Annotated in this window: 18 protein-coding genes; 7 read left to right on the top strand and 11 right to left on the bottom strand. The window is 71.2% G+C overall.

Going from position 1 to position 17,242, the window contains the following annotated elements:
• Nucleotides 1-13: 13 nt before the first annotated feature.
• Complete coding sequence (gene ctaD, locus DEI85_RS00350) at nt 14-1,711, top strand: aa3-type cytochrome oxidase subunit I (protein WP_258376358.1); 1,698 nt, start codon at nt 14-16, stop codon at nt 1,709-1,711.
• 140 nt (nt 1,712-1,851) lie between these two features.
• Here the strand turns inward: ctaD and glgX are convergent, their stop codons facing one another.
• From glgX to DEI85_RS00325, 5 genes are all read right to left on the bottom strand, one after another.
• Nucleotides 1,852-3,870, bottom strand: a complete 2,019-nt coding sequence (gene glgX / locus DEI85_RS00345; protein WP_111123743.1) for a glycogen debranching protein GlgX — start codon at nt 3,868-3,870, stop codon at nt 1,852-1,854.
• A 59-nt stretch (nt 3,871-3,929) separates the two neighbouring features.
• Nucleotides 3,930-4,544, bottom strand: a complete 615-nt coding sequence (locus tag DEI85_RS00340; RefSeq protein WP_071248778.1) for a TetR/AcrR family transcriptional regulator — start codon at nt 4,542-4,544, stop codon at nt 3,930-3,932.
• 135 nt (nt 4,545-4,679) lie between these two features.
• The gene (locus DEI85_RS00335; protein WP_111123744.1) at nt 4,680-5,216 is read right to left on the bottom strand and encodes a MarR family winged helix-turn-helix transcriptional regulator; all 537 of its coding nucleotides are present in this window, start codon (nt 5,214-5,216) and stop codon (nt 4,680-4,682) included.
• Nucleotides 5,217-5,234: 18 nt separating this feature from the next.
• The gene (locus DEI85_RS00330; RefSeq protein WP_111123745.1) at nt 5,235-5,417 is read right to left on the bottom strand and encodes a hypothetical protein; all 183 of its coding nucleotides are present in this window, start codon (nt 5,415-5,417) and stop codon (nt 5,235-5,237) included.
• A 70-nt stretch (nt 5,418-5,487) separates the two neighbouring features.
• Nucleotides 5,488-5,949, bottom strand: a complete 462-nt coding sequence (locus tag DEI85_RS00325; protein ID WP_110861980.1) for a MarR family winged helix-turn-helix transcriptional regulator — start codon at nt 5,947-5,949, stop codon at nt 5,488-5,490.
• Nucleotides 5,950-5,999: 50 nt separating this feature from the next.
• Here DEI85_RS00325 and DEI85_RS00320 point away from each other — a divergent pair, with 50 nt between their 5' ends.
• From DEI85_RS00320 to DEI85_RS00310, 3 genes are all read left to right on the top strand, one after another.
• Nucleotides 6,000-6,743: an alpha/beta fold hydrolase gene (locus DEI85_RS00320; protein ID WP_111123746.1), complete on the top strand. Its 744-nt coding sequence runs from the start codon at nt 6,000-6,002 to the stop codon at nt 6,741-6,743.
• A gap of 109 nt (nt 6,744-6,852) precedes the next feature.
• Nucleotides 6,853-7,296: an Hsp20/alpha crystallin family protein gene (locus DEI85_RS00315; protein WP_027466972.1), complete on the top strand. Its 444-nt coding sequence runs from the start codon at nt 6,853-6,855 to the stop codon at nt 7,294-7,296.
• 11 nt (nt 7,297-7,307) lie between these two features.
• Nucleotides 7,308-7,634: a hypothetical protein gene (locus tag DEI85_RS00310; protein WP_110861976.1), complete on the top strand. Its 327-nt coding sequence runs from the start codon at nt 7,308-7,310 to the stop codon at nt 7,632-7,634.
• Between the two features lie 82 nt (nt 7,635-7,716).
• Here DEI85_RS00310 and DEI85_RS00305 read toward each other — a convergent pair whose 3' ends face one another.
• Nucleotides 7,717-8,598, bottom strand: coding sequence for a manganese catalase (locus tag DEI85_RS00305; protein WP_071404423.1), 882 nt, complete (start codon nt 8,596-8,598; stop codon nt 7,717-7,719).
• A gap of 344 nt (nt 8,599-8,942) precedes the next feature.
• On the opposite strand from DEI85_RS00305, the gene DEI85_RS00300 reads away from it, so the two are divergent.
• Nucleotides 8,943-10,154 carry a sensor histidine kinase gene (locus DEI85_RS00300; RefSeq protein WP_258369922.1) on the top strand — a complete coding sequence of 404 codons (1,212 nt, stop codon included), beginning with the start codon at nt 8,943-8,945 and terminating at the stop codon, nt 10,152-10,154.
• Nucleotides 10,151-10,822, top strand: a complete 672-nt coding sequence (locus DEI85_RS00295; protein ID WP_110861974.1) for a response regulator — start codon at nt 10,151-10,153, stop codon at nt 10,820-10,822. Before DEI85_RS00300 ends, DEI85_RS00295 begins: the two co-directional genes overlap by 4 nt.
• Here DEI85_RS00295 and DEI85_RS00290 read toward each other — a convergent pair.
• The gene (locus DEI85_RS00290) at nt 10,819-11,571 is read right to left on the bottom strand and encodes a TetR/AcrR family transcriptional regulator (protein WP_258370330.1); all 753 of its coding nucleotides are present in this window, start codon (nt 11,569-11,571) and stop codon (nt 10,819-10,821) included. The genes DEI85_RS00295 and DEI85_RS00290 overlap by 4 nt on opposite strands.
• 79 nt (nt 11,572-11,650) lie before the next feature.
• Between DEI85_RS00290 and DEI85_RS00285 the strand changes: the two genes are divergently transcribed.
• Nucleotides 11,651-12,493, top strand: coding sequence for an NmrA family NAD(P)-binding protein (locus DEI85_RS00285; RefSeq protein ID WP_110861969.1), 843 nt, complete (start codon nt 11,651-11,653; stop codon nt 12,491-12,493).
• Here the strand turns inward: DEI85_RS00285 and DEI85_RS00280 are convergent.
• The 4 genes from DEI85_RS00280 to DEI85_RS00265 form a co-directional block, all read right to left on the bottom strand.
• Complete coding sequence (locus tag DEI85_RS00280) at nt 12,486-13,247, bottom strand: triose-phosphate isomerase family protein (RefSeq protein ID WP_110861967.1); 762 nt, start codon at nt 13,245-13,247, stop codon at nt 12,486-12,488. The two genes, DEI85_RS00285 and DEI85_RS00280, sit on opposite strands and share 8 nt — an antisense overlap.
• Complete coding sequence (locus tag DEI85_RS00275; RefSeq protein WP_111123747.1) at nt 13,244-14,950, bottom strand: dihydroxyacetone kinase family protein; 1,707 nt, start codon at nt 14,948-14,950, stop codon at nt 13,244-13,246. Before DEI85_RS00275 ends, DEI85_RS00280 begins: the two co-directional genes overlap by 4 nt.
• Entirely contained in the window at nt 14,947-16,338 is a 1,392-nt protein-coding gene (locus DEI85_RS00270; protein ID WP_110861963.1) for an MFS transporter, read from the bottom strand. Before DEI85_RS00270 ends, DEI85_RS00275 begins: the two co-directional genes overlap by 4 nt.
• A 121-nt stretch (nt 16,339-16,459) precedes the next feature.
• Entirely contained in the window at nt 16,460-17,239 is a 780-nt protein-coding gene (locus DEI85_RS00265) for an SDR family NAD(P)-dependent oxidoreductase (protein WP_111090798.1), read from the bottom strand.
• Nucleotides 17,240-17,242: the final 3 nt, after the last annotated feature.

Here is a 17,242-nt window from a genome sequence, read left to right as displayed (position 1 = left end):
CCCCGGACGTCCGGTGAAGCTCGGCGCGCGGTTCGTGCACTGGCACACCACCACCGACCACAAGACGATCGGCAACCTGTACCTGGTGACGTCGTTCGGGTACTTCTGCCTGGCCGGGGTGATGGCGGTGGTGATGCGGACGGAACTCTTCACCCCGGGACTCGACGTGCTCGAGACCCGCGAGGAGTACAACCAGCTGCTCACGATGCACGGCACGGTCATGCTGCTGCTGTTCGCGACCCCGCTGTTCTCCGGGTTCGCGAACGCGATCATGCCGCTGCAGATCGGGGCCCCCGACGTCGCCTTCCCCCGGCTCAACGCGTTCTCGTACTGGCTCTACGCGATGGGCAGCCTGGTGACGATGGGCGGGTTCCTGACACCGGGTGGAGCGGCAGCGTTCGGGTGGACGGCCTACGCACCACTGTCGGACACCACCTTCGAACCGGGCATCGGCGGGCACCTCTGGGTCGCCGGCCTGAGCATGACCGGGTTCAGCACGATCCTCGGCGCCGTGAACTTCATCACGACCGTCATCACCATGCGCGCCCCGGGCATGACGATGTTCCGGATGCCGATCTTCACGTGGAACGTGCTGATCACGTCGATCCTCGTGCTGATGGCGTTCCCGGTGCTGGCGGTCGCGCTGTTCGGCCTGCTGCTCGACCGGGTCTTCGACGCGCAGATCTTCAACCCGGCGAACGGCGGAGCGTTGCTGTGGCAGCACCTGTTCTGGTTCTTCGGCCACCCAGAGGTCTACGTGATCGCCCTGCCGTTCTTCGGCATCGTGTCCGAGGTGTTCCCGGCCTTCAGCCGGAAGCCGATCTTCGGCTACAAGACGCTCGTGTACGCCACGATCTCGATCGCGGCGCTGTCCGTGTCGGTGTGGGCGCACCACATGTTCGCGACGGGTGGCGTGCTGCTGCCGTGGTTCTCACTCATGACGATGCTGATCGCCGTGCCCACGGGCGTGAAGATCTTCAACTGGGTCGGCACGATGTGGCGGGGGTCGGTGACCTTCGAGACGCCGATCCTGTGGGCGATCGGGTTCCTCGTGACCTTCACGTTCGGCGGGCTGACCGGCGTGATCCTGGCGTCGCCGCCGCTCGACTTCCACGTCCACGACACCTACTTCGTCGTGGCGCACTTCCACTACGTGGTCTTCGGCACCGTCGTCTTCGCGATGTTCTCGGGCTTCTACTTCTGGTGGCCGAAGTTCACGGGCAAGATGCTCGGCGAAGGGCTCGGCAAGGTGCACTTCTGGATGCTGTTCATCGGGTTCCACATGACGTTCCTGATCCAGCACTGGCTCGGCGTCATCGCGATGCCCCGCCGCTACGCGAGCTACCTGCCCGAGGACGACATCACCTGGCTGCACCAGGTCTCGACGGTCGGAGCAGTCCTGACGGCGGCGTCGATGATCCCGTTCTTCCTCAACATCGTGCAGACGATGCGGAAGGGCCGCAAGGTGCTCGTCAACGACCCGTGGGGCTACGGCCGGTCGCTTGAGTGGGCGACGAGCTGCCCGCCGCCCCGGCACAACTTCACGTCGGTGCCACGGATCCGGTCCGAGTCGCCGGCGTTCGACCTGAACCACCCGGAGGCCGGCGTCCCGGTCGGGGTGGGTCCGGCGATGGACGCCCCGGACGCGGCCACGCACGACCAGGCGACGGGCAAGACCCGGCACCCGAAGGAGACCGACCAGAAGTTCTGACGGCGGCACTTGCTGGGCGGCAATGGTCGGGTCCCGAACGGGGACCCGACCATTCCTGCTCATCAAACGGGATCACGACGCGAACATCGGGACGCGGAGCCCCCGCGCGAGCCGCGCGAGCGCCGCGAACCCGGCGCGAGTCAGACCAGCGCGGTGAAGGACGCGTCGCGCACGAGCAGGGTCGCCGCGTCGCCCACCACGGCCTGGTCGGGGTCGCTCGACAGCCCGAGGGCCCAGCTGCCCCCACCCGGACGCTCCGGCAGCGTGAACTCCACCGTGGTGTCCGACGCGTTCAGCAGCACGGCCACGGTGTCGTCGCCCTGGTGCAGCACGAGCGTCACGGCCCGGTTGCCGCCGTCCGCCCAGTCGCCGTCCTCGAACCCGGCGGCGTCGGCACGGAGCACGGTCACCGTCGACTCCGAGTCCCCCGGCGCGGTGCGGAACCACTCCGGACGCAGCGCTTGATGCTGCCGACGGAACGCGATGGCCGCCGTCGTGAAGGCGAGCAGGTCCTGGTCGGCGGCGGCCCAGTCGAACCACGAGATCTCGTCGTCCTGGCAGTACGCGTTGTTGTTGCCGCCCTGTGACCGGGCGAGCTCGTCGCCACCCAGGATCATCGGCACGCCGGCGGAGAGCAGCAGGGTGCCGAGGAAGTTGCGGCGCTGCCGGTCGCGGTAGTCGTTCACCGCACCGTCGTCGGTCGGGCCCTCGATGCCGCCGTTGAACGAGGTGTTGTCGCTCTCGCCGTCGTTGTTGTCCTCGCCGTTCGCCTCGTTGTGCTTGTCGGCGTACATCGTCAGGTCGGCCAGGGTGAAACCGTCGTGGGCGGTCACGAAGTCGATCGAGCACAGCGGGGAGCGCCGTGAGCCCTCGTAGACGTCGGGGCTGCCCAGGACCCGCTGCACGGCGTCGCCGAGCGCGCCCTCGTCGCCGCGCCAGAAGGCACGCAGGTCGTCGCGGTACTTGCCGTTCCACTCGGACCAGTCGGCCGGGAACCCGCCGACCTGGTAGCCGGCGGTGTCCCACGGCTCGGCGATCATCTTGACCTCGCGCAGCACGGGGTCCTGGTGGATGATGTCGAGGAACGCGGAGTGCTTCTCGGCCTCGCCGTCCTGGCGGGTGAGCGTCGTGGCCAGGTCGAACCGGAAGCCGTCGACGTGCATCTCCTCGACCCAGTAGCGGAGCGAGTCCATGATGAGTCCGAGGGCCGCCGGGTGCCCGACGTTCAGGCTGTTGCCGGTGCCGGTGGTGTCGAAGTAGTTCGCCTCGTCACCCTCGACCAGCCGGTAGTACGACTGGTTGTCGATCCCCTTGAACGACAGCGTCGGGCCCATGTGGTTGCCCTCGGCGGTGTGGTTGTAGACGACGTCCATGATGACCTCGAGCCCCGCGGCGTGCAGGGCCTTCACCATCTCCTTGAACTCGGCGACCTGCTGCCCGCCGGTGCCCGAGGACGAGTACTCGTCGTGCGGCGCGAAGAAGCCGATGCTGTTGTAGCCCCAGTAGTTGCGGAGGCCCTTGTCGAGGAGCGTCGAGTCCTGCACGAACTGGTGCGTCGGCAGCAGCTCGACCGCGGTGACGCCCAGGTCCGTCAGGTGCTTGATCGCCGCGGGGTGGGCCATGCCGGCGTAGGTGCCGCGGATCTCCTCGGGGACGTCGGGGTGCTGCTTCGTGAAGCCCTTCACGTGCACCTCGTACACGACGGTGTCGGCGAGCGGCGTCCGCAGCAGGGCGTCACCGTCCCAGTCGAAGGACCGGTCGGCGACGACCGACTTGGGCATCGCACTGGCCGAGTCGGTGTCGTCGAGCTGCTCGGGGTCGTCCATGTCGTGGCCGAACAGGGCCTGGCCCCACTCGTAGGTGCCGTCGACGGCGGTGGCGTAGGGATCGAGCAGGAGCTTCGCGCCGTTGTGGCGCAGGCCGTTCGCCGGGTCCCACGCACCGTGCACGCGGAAGCCGTAGCGGGTGCCGACGGTCACGCCGGGCACGACGTCGTGGAAGGTGTAGCCGGTGCGGTTGCGGAGCTCGGTGCGGTGCTCGGTGCCGTCCTCGTCGAAGGTGCAGAACTCGACCCGCTCGGCGGTGCTCGAGAACAGGGCGACGTTGGCGCCCCCGTCGACGAGCGTGACGCCGAGCGGGGTGCGCGTGGAAGTGGTCATGCTGCCCTTCTACCGGCCGGTCGCTGTGCCACCGGCGGTCTGGGCGTACCCCTGGCCGCTCAGCGCACCGGCGGGACGAGTTGCTCGAGCAGCCGCAGCACCCGCTCGCCGTCGACGGCGTCCGGGTCGAGCAGCCACTGGACCTGCAGCCCGTCGGATGCCGCGATGCTCAGGCTCGCCAGGTCGACCGGGTCCAGGTCGGCGCGGATCCGGCCGCTCGCCTGGTCCGCCTCGATCAGTGCGGCGAGTTCGGCCCGCAGGCGGGCGAAGCGTTCGCGCATGAAGTCGCGCGTGGCCGGGTGGCCCTCCTGCACGGCGTCGGCCGCGAGGGTCGTGTACAGCTGCACCAGCCCCGGCACGGCCCGGTTGCGCGACGCGCTCTCGCGCATGTCGCCGATCGCCGACTTCATCCGGTCGGGCGCGCCCTGCTCGCGGACCTCGTGCTCCCGGTAGACGGCGAGCAGCAGTTCGTCGCGACTCGGGAAGTAGTGGCGGAGTGCCGCGTGCGTGATCCCGAGGGCCTCGGCCACCGAGCGCAGCGACGATGCGTCGACCCCCTGCTCCGCGACCATGCGGATCATCTCGTCGAGGATCTGCGTGCGCCGCTCGGCGCCCTTGCGGTACCCGCCGCGGCGCGGCTGGGCCGCGTCGGCGTCGTCCGCGGGGTGGGTCATGCACCCAACTTACCGCTGGAAGGTTTTCTCGCCACCGTCCGGTCTGGAGGCCCGTGGCGGGCGCACCACGGGCCTCCCGTCCGTCTCGCCGGTCGCGTCACACCCGCCGGGCCGCGTCAGCCCGGCGTGCTCGCGTCAGTCCTGGTCGTCGACCGTGTACTCGTCGACCGGCGCGGGCATGCCCGCGGCGAGCGCGTCGACGATCTTCGTGAGCGAGTCGGCGAGGACGGCGTTGTCCGCGTCGGGGAGTTGCTCGAGCACCTCGACGACGGCCGCGTGGAAGCGCGCGTACGAGGCGTCGATCTTCTCGGCGGCCTGGTCGGTCGGGGCGAGCACCTGCGCACGACGGTCCGTGGGGTGCGCCGTGCGCGACAGCAGCCCCTTCTGCACGAGCCCGTCGACGATCTTGGTGACCGAGGCGTTCGAGACGGCGAGCATGACGGCGAGGTCCTTCGGGCCCATCGCCCGGCCGTCCCGGTGCGCCTGGAGCATGTACCGGACGGCGAGGAACTCGTTCTTCGACAGGCCGCTCTCGATGCGGGCGGACTCGATCTGCTGGTCCTCGGCGTGCTGCAGGCGGAGCAGCGCGTCGACAGCGGTCTTCGCGACCCGGGACTCGGGCTCGCGGGCGTAGAGGTGGACGTGCTCTCGACGGACGACGGTCAACGGCATGGGGTCATGCGCTCCTTGCTAAACGGCAGGCGTGGTGAAGAAGTCCGCGTAGGACGGTTCGGAACGACCGGCGAGCAGCGAGGGGTCCTGGATGCGACGCGCGACGTACGCGTCGATGATCGCCGGGTCGGTGAGACCGACGCGCGTGTGGCTGCCACCGATCCGTGCCGTCCGAGGCATCCCGGAGTACGTGCTGTGCATGTCCTGTCCCGCCCTTCTTGCTTGCCGTGTGTCCCCTGCGGACGCCTGAACTCTTTCACGAAGTGAACGGTCAGTTCAACGAACCATTCGCGCTGTGTACGTTTTGCGCGCCGAACGGTTCGGGACCGTCGGTCAGGGTCGTCAGGAGCTGCAGGAGTGCCGCCCGTCGCGGCTCGTCGAGCGGTGCGAACAGGCCGTCGAGCACCCCCTCGGCGATGCGGTGTCCCTCCTCGAGCACCCGCCGACCGTCCTCGGTGACGGTGTGCTCGATCCGGCGGCCCCGGCCGGCGGTCCGGGTGATGAGCCCACGGCCGAGCATGCGGTTCGCGAGGGTGCCGAACGCCTGGTCGCTCTGGAACGTCGCGACGGCGAGGTCGTGCCCGGATGCGCGGGGCATCCGGTCGATCGCGCGCAGGGCGTCCCACTGCACGAGCGTCACGCCGAGGTCGCGCAGGGCGGCGTCCATCGTGCGGTGGTTGCGGTACTGCGCCCGCTTGACGGCGTGGCCCAGGGCTTCGAGGTCGGTCGGCATGGTGCTACGGTATCAACACTCGTACATAAACATGTTGATACGGAGCATTCATGACCGACACCCGCACCCGCACCGCGCTCGTCCTGCACGGTGGCGGTGGCCCCAGGACCGTCGCACCGATCGTCGCGCACCTCGCGCCCGCCTTCCACGTCGTCGCCCCCACGCACCCCGGGTGGGACGGCACCCCGCGCCCGGACGGGATCGACTCCGTCCCGGCCCTGGCGGCCGCGTACCTCGAGCAGCTCCTCGCCGCCGGGGAGCAGGACGTCGTGCTCGTGGGGTCGTCGATCGGCGGCTGGATCGCCCTCGAGATGGCCGTGCAGGCAGCTGCCGACGACCGGTTCGCCGGGGTCGTCGGTGCCGTCGTCGACATCGACGGCGTGGGTGCGGTGGTCGAGGGCGAACCGATCGCCGACTTCTTCGCCCTCGATGCCCGCGGGCTGGCCGAGGTCGCCTGGCACGATCCCGAGCGGGGGTACCAGGACCCGGCGTCGGTCACCGAGGAACAACAGGCGGTGCAGCGGTCGAACGGGCAGACCATGGCGGTCGTCGCCGGCCGGTCGATGAGCGACCCGACCCTGCTCCGGCGGCTCGGGGCCGTACGGGTGCCGACGCTCGTGGTCTTCGGTGCGAGCGACGCGGTCGTGACCCCGGCGTACGGTCGCGCGGTGGCGGCGGCCGTGCCGGGTGCGGTGTTCGCCGAGGTCCCGGCGGCCGGGCACCTGCCCCATCTCGAGGCCCCCGGGGCGACGTGGGCGGTCATCGACCCGTTCCTGGCGCCACTGCTCGGCTGAGTTCTCGGCGTCCTCTGAGCGATCTTTTGGCACTCACCAGGGTCGAGTGCTAAAACGGTCGCAGTTGAGTCGAGGGGACTCAACGAGAACCACGAAGGAGTTGATTTCGATGACGATGAACTTCGACCCGTTCCGCGAGCTCGACCGCCTCGCGGGTTCGCTCCTCGGCACCGCCGCCGGCCCGCGCTCGATGCCGATGGACCTGTACCGCACCGGGGACCACTACGTCCTCGACGTCGACCTGCCCGGCATCGACCCGGGCTCCGTCGACATCGACGTGGACGGCTCCGTCCTGACCATCCGCGCCGAGCGCACCCTGGGCGCGCCCGAGGGCTCGCAGTGGCTCACGCGTGAGCGCCAGCCCGGCACGTTCGTCCGGCAGCTGACGCTCGGCGACGGCCTGGACGCCGAGCGCATCACCGCCGGGTACGACAACGGCGTGCTGAGCGTCACGATCCCCGTCAAGGAGTCCGCGAAGCCGCGCAAGATCGCCGTCACCGTCGGTGGCGCGTCCGAGCAGCTCGCGGTCGGTTCCGGCGCCGCCGCCGAGTGAGGAGCTGAGCGATGACGTCCGTCCTGCTGAACGCTGTGGTCGCGGTCCTCGTCGTCACCGCGGCCCTCGCGCTGACGAGCCTGGACCGGCGCACCGCCGTGCTCCTCGGGGCCACCGGCAGCCTGACCGGCACGTTCCTGACCTGGGTCGCCGCGCCCCGGCTCTTCGAGCAGTCGCTCCTGGCGCCCTGGGTCGCGGCGGTCCTCGGCACGGCCCTGCTGATCGCGGGGTGGAGCGCGGTCCGCTCCTACTCGGGCATCTTCGAGGCACCACGCGACGAAGAACCCGAGACGGGGGCACTGATGACCGTGGGCGGGTCCGCCCCGTCGGTGCGGTGACCATGTGACGGACAGGAGGCCCGGTGCACGTCGTGCGCCGGGCCTCCCGTCTTTCCGTCGGTCGCGTGGGCGACCGTCGGGACTACTCCTTGTTCAGCTTGTCCTGCACCAGGCCGGCCGTCTTCTCGACGACGTTCGGCAGCTCGGTGGTGCCGTAGAGCCGGACGTCGGGGTGCGTGGGCGGGGGCATCGGGACCGAGGTCGTCGGGCCGTCGTGGTACGAGTACTCGCCCTTGCCGTCGAACGAGGGGCCGCTCGCCCACGGGCCGTTCTTCGCCTCGGCACCGTCGGAGAAGTTGAGGTACTGGTAGTTGACCTCCTGGTTCTCCTTCGACTGCGGGAAGTTGCTCGGCACGGGGAAGCCCTCGACGCCCTTCTCGCGCAGCTCGGCCGCGGCGGTCGCCCACATGTTCTGGTGCATGGTGTCGCGGGCGATGAGGAAGGACAGCAGGTCCCGCACGCCGTGGTCGTCGGTCATGTGGTAGAGCCGGGCGGCCTGCACACGACCCTGCATCTCGGCGTTCTCGTTCGCCGTGAAGTCGGCGAGCAGGTTGCCGCTGGCGGTGATGTACGAGCCCTGCCAGGGGTTGCCGTTGCTGTCCACCGGACGGGCGCCCGCACCGGCGACGATCGCGTGCTGGACGTCCGTGCCGCCGACGATCGCGGCGACCGTCGGGTCGTCCTGCAGCGCGTCCTCGGTGATCCCGAGCGGGGACTTCTCGAGCAGCTGGGCGATCATCGTCGCGAGCATCTCGACGTGGCCCATCTCCTCGGCGCCGATGCCGAACACCATGTCGCGGTACTTGCCGGGGATGTGCATGTTCCACGCCTGGAACTGGTACTGCAGGGCGACGGAGATCTCTCCGTACTGGCCACCGAGCACCTCCTGCAGCTTGCGGGCGTAGATCGCGTCGGGCTTGTCGGGCGTTGCCTTGAACTGGAGTTCCTGCTTGTGGAAGTACAAATCGTGCTCCTTCGTGTCGATCGAGCGATTGCACCGCCGATGGTTCGCCGGGGGCACTGAGCGGCCGTCCAAGGTGGCCGGATCACGCAGAGGGTGTCCCGGATGGGCCGGTTCCACGGCTCCGGGTCCACCGCCGGCTTCACCCGGCAGGACGAGGCCCTTCGGTCGACCGCCCGATGCCCTCGGCCGTCCGGTTGCGCAGGCTGGGAACATGCAGACCTCGACCAAGCACACGATCGCCACCCTGCTGCTCTGCGCGGCGATCGTGGTCGCCACCGTCATCGCACTCATGGCCATGACCCCGCCCGCGTGACGCCGCGGTGCGGCATGGGAGGATCGCTCTCGTGACCGAACGGGGCAGGTTCCTCCGGCCGCTCGCCACCCGGTCGATCGTCATCGACGTGGCCTGGGCGGTCCTGGCGGCGTTCGTCTTCCTGCTGCCCATCGACCTCGAGCTCGAGCACGCGAGCCTCGCCGCGGTGCTGTCGGCCTCGGTGGCGATCGCCCTGCGTCGCGTCTCCCCGTCCGCCGCGATGGCGATGGTCGTCGTCCTCGGGGTGATCCAGGTCGGCGGCGGCGAGCGCCCGTCGCTGGTGGACCTCGCGCTGTTCGTCGTGATCGGCACCGCCGCCGTCGTGGGCACCCGCACCGAGGTCGTCGTCTCCGGCGTGCTCGCGGTCGTCGCCGGAGCGGGTGCGACGGTCTACCTGGCGTCGACCGGCTTCCGGTTCCTCGTGCTCATCAACGGCCCGCGCGACCAGGCCTTCCTGGCGATGGCCGCCCCGGTGACCGCGCTGCTCGGGGTCTGGGCGGGCGGGGTCGCCGTCCGGGCCTTCCGCTCCCGCGACCGCGAGTCGGAGCGCCGTGCCGACGCCGAGGCCGCAGCATCACGTGCCGAGGCCGTCGCCACCGAGGCCGAGGCCACCGCCACCCGCGCCATCGACGTCGCCGAGTCCGAACGCATCCGCGCCGACATCGCCCGCGACGTGCACGATGTCGTCGGCCACTCGCTCGCGGTCATCATCGCGCAGGCGGACTCGGTGCCGTTCCTCGACGACGAGGCGCGCATCCGAGCGGTCAGCGCCACCATCGCGAGCACCGCCCGGAGCTCCCTGGTCGAGGTCCGACAGGTCCTCGGGCACATCGACGGCTCTGCCGAGGCGACCGGCCCGGGCTCACTCGAGGAGATCGTGCAGGGCATCCGCGACGCCGGGGTCGACGTCGACCGCACGGTGCGCGGGGTCCCGCTGGCCCTGCGCCCGGACACCGGCACCGCCGCCCGCCGTGTGCTGCAGGAGATGCTCACGAACGCCCTGCGCCACGGTGCCCCCGGCAACCCGGTCGTCGTGCGGGAGACCTGGCGGAACGCCGACCTGGTGCTCGAGGTCGAGAACGTCGCCGGCGACGGCAGCACCGCGGGCTCGGGCCGCGGGATCGACGGCATGGACTCGCGCCTCGGCGCCCTCGGTGGGTCGTTCGACGCCGCCGTGCTGGACGACGTGTTCACGGCACGCGCCCGCATCCCGTTCGACGTCCAAGGGGGACCCGTCCGATGACCGAACCGATCAGGATCCTGCTCACCGACGACCAGGCGCTGTTCCGCGCCGGACTCCGGGTGGTGCTGGACGCCCAGGACGACATGCGCGTGGTCGGTGAGGCCTCCGACGGCGCCGAAGCGCTCGCACTCATCCCCGAGGTGCGCCCCGACGTGGTGCTGCTCGACATGCGGATGGCCGGCATGGACGGCGTGGAGACCGTCCGGCAGCTCCACTCCGGCGCCGTCCCGGGCCCGCTGCCCCGCGTCGTCGTGCTCACCACCTTCGGGCTCGACCCGGCGGCGGCGACCGCGATCCGGCTCGGCGCCAGCGGGTTCCTGCTCAAGGACACCACGCCGCCGTTCCTGTTCGCCGCGGTGCGGGCCGTGCACGAGGGCAGCTCGGTCATCGCACCGAACGACCTCGCGCAGCTGTTCGGCACCGACGTCGCGCGGGCCCCGGCACCGCAGCCGCCCGAGTTCGCGACCCTGACCGAGCGGGAGCGCGTCGTGTTCGGGTGGGCGTCCCGCGGCCTGTCGAACGCCGAGATCGCCACCAAGGAGTACGTCACCGAGTCGACGGTGAAGACCCAGATCTCGAGCATCCTCGGCAAGTTGTCGCTGCGGGACCGGGTGCAGCTCGTCGTCTACGCACACGACCACGGGCTGGCGGGCACCCGCGAGGACTAGTCCGCGGCGATCCGGTCGAGCCACTCCGCGAGCATCGTCCGCTCGGCTGCCGACAGTCGATCGAGCCGGGACGCTGCGGCACGGAGTGTGATCGCGGCGCTCGTCACGGCGTCACGCCCCCGGCCCTGACCACCCGGGGCCGCGCCGCCGTCGTCCGTCGTCGCCCCGCTCGGCACGAGGATCCTCCCGAGCACGGCCTCCAGGACGTCATCGGCGAGTGACGGGTCCCGCTCGTCCGCCGGAGCGGCCAGGATCGCGAGCACCGCACCGGTACCGGCCGCGTGCACGAGCTCGACCGCGCGGCGCTCCGGCACGGCCAGTCGTCCGGCCTCGGCCACCCGCCGGATGCGTTCGGCGAGCAGCGCGGTGCCGGCGCGGGCGGCTGCCGACCGACGACCGCGCTCCGGGTCGCTCAACAGCACGAACAGGTCGGGGTTCGCCAGCCCGAAGCCGATCGTCATCGACCACCCGGTGCGCAGGTCCTCGACGGGGTCGGTCGCCTCGTCACGAGCAGCTCGGACGGCGTCGGCCTTCATCGCCGAGAACGTCGCCATCGCGTGCTCGGCGACCGCTTCGAGCAGGCCGTCCTTGTCACCGAACAGCCGGTAGATGGTCGGTGCCTGGACGCCTGCGCCGTCCGCGACCGCCCGCGTGGTCACCGCCGCGGCACCGCGTTCGCGCAGCATGGAGCCGGCGACCTCGACGATGCGCGAACGCGTCTCGTCACGCTGACTTCCCTGCTCGACCACGGAACAACGATAACGGATGTGTGCTATCACTGTGTTACCAGCGATACCAACACGCTGTTTCCACCGATACGGAGAAGTCATGATCGTCATCACCGGGGCCACCGGAGCCCTCAACGGCGCCACCGCCGACCACCTGCTCGAGCACCTCGCGCCGTCCGACCTGGCGGTGGTGGCCCGCGACCCCGCCCGCGCCCAGCGGTTCGCCGACCGTGGCGTCGAGGTCCGCCGAGGCGACTACGCCGAGCCGGAGACCCTGCCGGCGGCCTTCGCGGGCGCCGACCAGCTCCTGCTCGTCTCGTCGAGCGACCCGGCCGCCGACGCCGTCGCGCTGCACCGTGCCGCCGTCGACGCAGCCGTGGACGCCGGCGTCGGCCGGGTCCTGTACACGAGCCACCAGGGCGCCGCGCACGGTTCGCCCTTCGTACCGGCAGCGCACCACGCCGCCACCGAGGACCTGCTCCGCGACTCGGGGCTGCCGTGGACGAGCCTTCGGAACGGCTTCTACGCGCACAGCGCCGCCTGGATGACGGGCCCGTGGCAGGAGACCGGCACGGTGTCCGTCCCCGTCGACGGCCCGGTGTCGTGGACCGCCCGCGAGGACGCCGCCGAGGCAGCCGCCGCGATCCTGCTCGCCGACCAGCCGTTCGACGGGCCGGTGACGCTCACCGCTCCGGACGCGCCGACCTTCGCCGACCTGGCTCGGCAGGCGTCCGAGGTGTCCGGTCGGACGATCGGGTTCGAGGCCCTGGGCGAGGACGAGTGGCGTGCCCGTGCGCTGGCCGCGGGACAGGACCCGCACATGGTCGGGTTCCTGCTCGGCATGTACCAGGCCGCCGAGCGGGGCCTGTTCGCCGGCACCGATCCGCTGCTCGGCGAGCTGCTCGGTCGCGCCCCGCGCCCGGTCCGCGACCAGCTCAGCTGAGCGACGCGACCTCGTCGAGGATCGCCCGGATCGCGGCGGGGTCGTGGGCGAACCGTCCGAGGAACAGCCCGCCGATCCGGCCCTGCCCCCGGGTGAGCAGGCCCGGTCCGGCACTGCCCCCGTAGAGGACGGTGCTGCCGTGCAGCTCGGGCCGGGTGGCGAGGTGCTGCTCGATCCCGTCGAGCACCGCGACGATGTGGTCGTCCGGTGCGGGTGCCGGTGCGCCGATCGCCCACACCGGTTCGTAGGCGACGGTCAGGGGTTGGGCGAGACCGTCCGCGACGGCGGTCGAGACGGCCCGGTCGAGCTGCGCGGTCACCGCCGCCACGGCCTGCGTCGGATCGGAGGCCCGGTCCGGCTCCCCGACGCAGACCAGCGGACGCAGGTGGTTGCGGTAGGCCGCGTGCACCTTCCCCGCGATCGTCGCGTCGTCCTCGTGGAACAGCGAGCGCCGTTCGGCGTGCCCGATCTCGACCAGGTCGACACCGATCTCCCGCAGTTCGGCGCCGGAGACTTCTCCGGTGAACGCGCCCGCATCGGCCCACGACAGGTCCTGCGCGGCGAGCTGCACACCGGTGCCGGCGAGCAGGTCACGCACCGGGACGAGCGCCGGGAACGTCGGCGCCACGAAGAGCGACGCAGCACCCGAGCACACCGCGGGGTGTCGCCGGGCGATGTCCGCGACCTCAGCCGCCCACGACAGCGTCCGGGCGTGCGAGAAGTACGTCTTCAGCGACACCCCGACGGTGATCACGGGGCGACCGTCTCCACGACGAGGGCGAAGGACAGCGCGCCGGGGTCCGCGGTGCCGACGGCCTGGTCGGCGTGCGTTCGCGCCCGGCCCATCTTCGGCACGAGGGACTCCGTCGCGTCCGCTGCCTGACGGGCGGCACGGACGGCGTCGCCCCAGGCCTCGGCGAGCGCCGCCCCGGCGTCGAGCCGGGTGCGGAGCACCTCGTCGAACGGCACCAGGGCGTCCACCATCGTCTTGTCACCGACGGTGGCACCGAACGCGAGCACGGCCTCGGTGGCCGCGCGGACCCCCTGCGCGACGGTGGCACCGGACGGACGCGAGTCGTCCCCGACCACGCGACCCAGTGCCTCCAGGGCGGCGCCCCAGATCGCACCGGACGTGCCGCCGGCCTTGTCGGACCAGGCGTCCGCGGCGACCAGCAGGACGGTGCCGGCACCGGCACCGCGGGTGACCGCGTCGGCAGCTGCGGCGTCGGCGGCGTGCGATCCACGCTGCATCCCGATGCCGTGGTCGCCGTCGCCGGCCACGGCGTCGATGCGGCCGAGTTCGTCGGCGTGCTCGTCGAGGACGGCGCGGACCGCGGCGAACCCGGCGGCGACCTGCTCGGCGACCGCGCGGGACTCGTCGGTCGCCGGGCCGATGCCGACGCCCTCGGCGTCCGCCACCACGGTGGACGGGTCGACGCGCTGTCCGGCGACCGCACCGCCCTTGCGGTAGGCGGGGGTGTCCGCGGGTGCTGCCCAGAGTTCCTCGAGCTCGTCGTCGAGCCAGAACAGCGTCAGGGAGACCCCGGCCATGTCGAAGCTCGTGACGAGTTCGCCGACCTCGGGCTCCACGATGACGACGCCGGCGTCCGTCAGGCGCCGCTGCACCGAGCGGTAGACGACGAAGAGCTCCTCGTACTTGACCGAGCCCAGACCGTTCAGGATCGGCACCACCCGCTGGTTCTCGAGCGTCACGCCGTCGGGCAGTTCGTCGAGCAGCCGGGACACCAGCAGCTCGGCCAGCCCGTCCGCGGTGGGGACGTCCGTCTCGTCGATGCCCCGCTCGCCGTGGATGCCCATGCCGACCGCCATCCGCCCCTCGCGCACCGTGAACAGGGGTTCCTCGGCACCCGGCAGCGAGCACCCGGAGAACGCGACGCCGAAGCTGCGCGTCCGGTCGTTCGCCCGCTCGGCGACGGCGGTGACCGTGTCGAGGTCGTCCCCGCGCTCGGCGGCGGCGCCGGCGATCTTGAACACGCAGAGGTCACCCGCGATGCCGCGGCGCTTCGCGCGGTCGTCGGCCGGGGCGCTCGTCACGTCGTCGGTGACGCGGACCGTCCGGACCGGGATGCCGTCGGCCTCGAGCGTGCGCGCCGCGGCGTCGAAGTTCAGGACGTCACCGGCGTAGTTGCCGTAGCTGAGCAGCACACCGCCACCGTGCTCCGCGGCCTTCGCGACACCGGTGACCTGCTGGGCGCTGGGGCTGGCGAACAGGTTGCCCATCGCGGCACCGGCGGCCAGTCCGTGTCCGACCAGTCCGCCGAACGCGGGGTAGTGGCCCGAGCCCCCGCCGATCACGACCGCGACCGTGCCGTCGGGGCTCGTGGTGGAACGGGCGACCCCGCCGTGCACCCTGCGCACCCACCGCTCGTTCGCGGCGACGAAGCCGTCGGTCGCCTCGTCGGCGAAGTCCGCCGGGTCGTTGAACAGTCTGGTCATCGCTTGCTGCCCTTCGGGTCGGTGGTGCGGACGTGCGAGGTGTCGAGCAGTTCGTCGGCCTTGGCCCCGCGGAAGAACTTGGTGCAGAAGATCATCACCGCGGCGACGAACGCCAGGACGCCGAGCGAGACGATGCCGAACGCACCGCTGTCGGTCGGCACCACCTCGTTGATCGCGGTGCGCATGATCGGGGCGACGAACCCGCCCAGGTTGCCGAGCGAGTTGATCAGGCCGATGCCCGCGGCGGCTGCGGCACCGGTCAGGAACGCCGTCGGGTACGCCCAGGTGATCGGGCCGACGGCCAGGAAGCTCGCGACGGCCAGGGTGATGAACAGGATGCCGAGCACGGGCTGCCCGTTCGCACCCGCCCACGCCGAACCGAGGATCGACAGGCCGGTCGTGACGTAGAACAGGGTGCCCCAGCGACGACGGCGTCCGACGGAGTCCGCACGCGACCCGATCAGGTAGCAGGCGACGAGCCCGACGAGCCACGGGATCGCGGACACCAGACCGACCTGCCAGCCGACGTCCTGCCCGAGCAGCGAGGACACCTGCTGCGGCAGGTAGAACGTCGTGCCGTACACGGCGACCTGCAGGCAGAAGTAGATGATCGTGAAGTACCAGACGCGCCCGCTCGCCATCGCGCGCCAGATGCCCTTCGGGCCGTCCTCGCTGCGGGCGGTGTCCTCGCGCTCCATGGCCGCGGTGAGCGACGCCTTCTCGCCCGGTTCGAGCCACTTCGCCTGCTGCGGACTGTTCGTCAGGAACACCAGGGCCGCGATGCCAGCCAGCACCGCGAGGATGCCCTCGCCGGCGAACATGACCTGCCAGCCGTGGAACGGCGTCACCTGGTCACCGATGCTGATGAGGCCGCCGGACAGCGGGGCACCGATCATCTGCGAGAACGGCTGCGCCAGGTAGAAGATCGCGAACATGCGCACGCGCACCTTGTTCGGGAACCACTCGGACAGGTACATGATCACGCCCGGGAACAACCCGGCCTCGGTCACGCCGAGGATGAACCGCAGGATGATGAACATCGTGTCGTTCGTCGTGAAGGCGAACAGTGCGGCGACGATGCCCCACGTGACGGCGATGCGGGCGAGCCAGAAGCGCGCACCGAACCGCTTGAGCAGCAGGTTCGACGGGATCTCGAAGATCGCGTAGCCGATGAAGAAGATGCCGGCGCCCAGGGCGAAGGCGGCGTCGGAGATGCCGCGGTCGACGCGCAGGGCCTCTTCGGCGAAGCCGACGTTCGTGCGGTCGAGGAACGCGACGAAGTACAGGATGACGAGCATCGGCATGAGGTGCTTCGTCGCCTTGCCGATGGCGGACTGCAGGCCGGGGTCGTTCGTCGACCCGAGCGCGGGGGCAGGGGGAAGTGACACGGGTTCGCTCCTTTGCGAGCACGGTGCGGTCGTTCGTGGCGTCCGGCGGTCGGTTGGGTCGTCCGGACGGGAGGCACGGATCGCGTCGCACGGTCGGCGCGCGTTCCGTGGGCGGCTGGCCCTAGTGCATGTACAGGCCGCCGTCGACGTTGAGTGTCTGGCCCGTGACGAACCCGGCGTCCTCGCTGATCAGGTACGCGACGGCCGCGGCGATGTCCCGCGGCGTGCCGATGCGCGGCAGCACGCCGTCGGCGGCCATCTCGGCCTTCCGTTCCTCGGACAGGGTGCCGCCCATGATGTCGGTGTCGATCGGGCCGGGGGCGATCGCGTTGACCGTGACGCCGCGCGGGCCGAGCTCGCGCGCCAGGCCACGGGTCAGCCCGATCACGCCGGCCTTCGCCACCGTGTACGGGGTCTTGCTGAAGGTGCCGCCGCCGCGCTGGGCGGAGACCGACGACAGGTTCACGATGCGCCCGTAGCCGGATCGCACCATCGACTCCGCCGCCCGCAGGCTGGCGAAGTGCACGCCGTCGAGGTTGATCGACAGCACCCGGTGCCACTCCCCCTCGGGCAGGTCGAGGTAGGCGTGCGCGGACGAGACCCCGGCCAGGTTCACCAGTGCGGTGATCGGCTGGAGCTCCGCCTCGATCCTGTCGAAGGCGGCACGCACGGCGGACTCGTCGGCGACGTTCGCACCGACGCCGACGGCCCGCACGCCGTGCTGCTCGCGGATCTCGTCGGCGACCTGCTCGCTCGCCGTCTGGTCGAGGTCGATGATCCCGACGTCCCACCCGGCCTCGGCCAGGTGGTGGGCGGTGGCGCGGCCGATGCCCCGCGGTGAGGCGGCCCCGGTGAGGACGACGGTGCGGTCCTGGGGGCCCTGGGGGTTCTGTGTGCTCATCGT

Origin of the sequence: Curtobacterium sp. MCBD17_026, assembly GCF_003234895.2 — a bacterium.
Lineage (GTDB): Bacteria > Actinomycetota > Actinomycetes > Actinomycetales > Microbacteriaceae > Curtobacterium > Curtobacterium flaccumfaciens.
This window is presented reverse-complemented; position numbering and strand designations above follow the sequence as displayed.